The 2,810-nt window shown below is 68.9% G+C and carries 3 protein-coding genes; all 3 read right to left on the bottom strand.

Going from position 1 to position 2,810, the window contains the following annotated elements; genetic code table 11:
* The coding region (locus tag AC07ZS_RS29655) for a methyl-accepting chemotaxis protein (protein WP_494802010.1) at positions 1-890 on the bottom strand (890 nt) is incomplete at its 3' end.
* A gap of 20 nt (positions 891-910) precedes the next feature.
* Positions 911-2,491 (bottom strand): methyl-accepting chemotaxis protein, encoded by a 1,581-nt coding sequence (locus AC07ZS_RS29650; protein ID WP_494802009.1) that lies wholly within the window; start codon positions 2,489-2,491, stop codon positions 911-913.
* Between the two features lie 58 nt (positions 2,492-2,549).
* A partial coding sequence (locus tag AC07ZS_RS29645; protein ID WP_494802008.1) for a methyl-accepting chemotaxis protein occupies positions 2,550-2,810 on the bottom strand: 261 nt, incomplete at its 5' end.

The raw sequence follows: 2,810 nt of genomic DNA, 5'->3' as shown, positions 1-2,810 counted from the left end.
CTCGCCGCCGTCTCCTGCAGGTTGCTCGCCGCCTGCTCCGTGCGCGCGCTCAGGTCCTGGTTGCCCGTGGCAATCTCGCCGCTGGCGACATCGATGCCCCCGCTGGATTGCTGCACCTGGCCGACCAGGTTGCGCATCGAGGCCTGCATGGCCGAGAGCGCACCCATGAGGCTGTCCGGATCCTGCGCGGGCGGTGTGGCGCCGCTGAGGTCACCGCCGGCGATGCGGCGCAAGGCGCTGCGGGCCATGGCCGGGTCACCGCCGATCTCGCGCCGGAGCGTGCGCTGCACCACCAGACCCAGCACCACCGCCGCCGAAAGCGCCAGCAAGGCCAGGCCGATGGCCAGCGCGCGGGCGCGGTCGGCCTCGGCGTTGACCTGTTCGTGCGTCTGCATGGACAGCGTCTGCGAAGCCTTGCCCAGCTGCAGCAGTTCCCCGCGCAGCTTGCGCCAGGCCGGCGTCTCTTCCGCGTTGAGGATCTGCACCGCATCGGCCGCGCTGGTTTTCAGCAGCGCCAGGACCTTGTCCTGCGCCTGGGCCTGGGCCGTGCGCAAGCCGGCCAGCGGCGCGAGCGCCGCTTCGGTGGGCGTGCCCCTCGCGGCGGCCAGCGTGGCCTGGTGGGCCGCGTCAAAAGCCTCGCGCGCCGCCTCCAGGTTCTTGTAGGCCTGCTGGTTGCTCGAATCGAGCACGATGTTGCGCAAGGCTTGGCCCATCTGCAGGCCCTGGGCGTACATGTCCTGCAGGCCGCTGGCGGTGGCCTGCTCGGTCTTGATGTAGTGGTCGAAGCGCGACTGGGTCTGCGCCAGCGACCAGATGCTGCCCGCCAGACCGGCCACGAAAAGCGCGGCCGGCGCGACGAAGGCAAGAAGGAGGCGTTGGTTGAAGTTCATGGCGGTGCCCCCGTCGGCGCTCAGGCGTGCAGGGTCGGGGCACCGTCGTCGATGCGGAAGAACCGCACCGCTTCGGCCAGGCGAGCCGCCTGGTCCTTGAGGCTCTCGGCGGCCGCCGCGCTCTCTTCCACCAGCGCCGCGTTCTGCTGCGTCATCTGGTCCAGCTGCGTCACCGCCACGTTCACCTGGCCGATCCCGTCGCTCTGCTCGCCCGCTGCGGTGGTGATGTCGCTGATGAAGGCGGACACCTTCTCGGCGTTGGCCACGATCTCGCCGATGGTGCTGCCGGCCTGTGCCACCAGGCGCGAACCGTCTTCCACCTTGCCCACGCTGGTCTCGATCAGGCCCTTGATCTCCTTGGCCGCCTGCGCGCTGCGCTGCGCCAGGTTGCGCACCTCGGCCGCCACCACGGCGAAGCCCCGGCCCTGTTCGCCGGCCCGCGCGGCTTCCACCGCCGCGTTCAGCGCCAGGATGTTGGTCTGGAACGCGATCCCGTCGATCACGCCGATGATGTCGCCGATCTTCTTGCTGCTGTGGTTGATCTCGTCCATGGTCGTGACCACCCGGCCCACCACCTGGCCGCCGCGCACCGCCACCTCGGCGTTGGCCACGGCCATCTGCGTGGCCTGGCGCGCCGCGTCGGCGCTCTGGCGCACCGTGCTCGTGAGCTGCTCCATGCTCGCCGCCGTCTCCTGCAGGTTGCTCGCCGTCTGCTCCGTGCGGCTGGAGAGGTCCTGGTTGCCGGTGGCGATCTGCTGGCTCGCGGTGCCGATGCTGTCGGTGGAGCTGCGCACGTCGCCCACGATGCGGACCAGCGAGGCCTGCATGTCGCCCAGCGCGCGCATGAGCGCCGCCGTTTCGTCCTTGCCTTCGCGCTGGATCGTCCGCGTGAGGTCGCCTTTGGCGATCGCGCTGGCCACCTGCTGGGCCTGGTCCAGCGGGCGGCAGATGCTGTTCATGTTGGACAGCGTGGTCGGCACCACCACCACGGCGGCGATCGCCACGGCCAGGCCGAACAGCATCAGGGTCTGGTCGTTGGCGCTCTTGCCCGCCTGGCGGGCGCTGGCGGCGTCGGCCATCAGCACCTCTTCCAGCTTCTTGAGGCTCTGCAACAGGTCGCCATAGCTCCCGTGCGCGCGGCCCAGCATGCGATTGGCCACCGTCGCCGAGTCGTAGCCGGAGGACTCCAGCTGGTTCGTCACCGGTCCCACGGCGGCAACGTACTTGGTGAGGTGCGACTGCATCTCGCGCACCAGCTCGTTCTCGCCGTCTTCGTTGCCGGCCAGCAGCACGTCCATCTGCTTCTGGGCTTCGTCACGGGCGGCCTGCCACAGGGCCTTGGCCTTGAGCACGGCCTCGGGCTTTTCGTAGGCAATGATCATGTCCTTCTCGTGGCGCCCCATGTCGCCCAGCGCCACCTGCAGGCGCGAGAGCGTGAGCGTCTCTTCAAAGGTGCTCTGGACAAAGTCCTCGTTCAGCGCGTGCATGCGCGCCATGCCCCACCAGCCGGCAGTCCCGACCAACAGGAGCAGCATCAGGACCACGCCGATGGCGGCCCTCATGCGGATTCGGATGGAAAACTGGCGCATCAAGTGTTGCATGACTGTCTCTTTGTCTTGTTGATTGAAAGGATGCGGCGGAATCAGGCGCCGCCCGTGTTCATGAGGAATGGGCGTCCATGCGGAAAATCTGCACGACACCGGCCAGGCGGCGAGCCTGGTCCTTGAGGCTTTCGGCGGCCGCCGCGCTCTCTTCCACCAGCGCCGCGTTCTGCTGCGTCATCTGGTCCAGCTGCGTCACCGCCACGTTCACCTGGCCGATCCCGTCGCTCTGCTCGCCCGCCGCCGCCGTGATCTCCCCGATGATGTCCGAGACCCTCTGCACCGAGCCCACGATCTCGCTCATCGTCTGCCCCGCATC

Source organism: Hydrogenophaga sp. GW456-12-10-14-TSB4 (genome assembly GCF_059424305.1).
Note: the sequence above shows the minus strand (reverse complement) of the source record. Positions and strands in the feature narration are given on the sequence as shown.

Coding starts and splice junctions, on each gene's coding strand:
- AC07ZS_RS29650 (WP_494802009.1), bottom strand. CDS start 2,491: ATGCAACACTTGATGCGCCAGTTTTCCATCCGAATCCGCATGAGGGCC.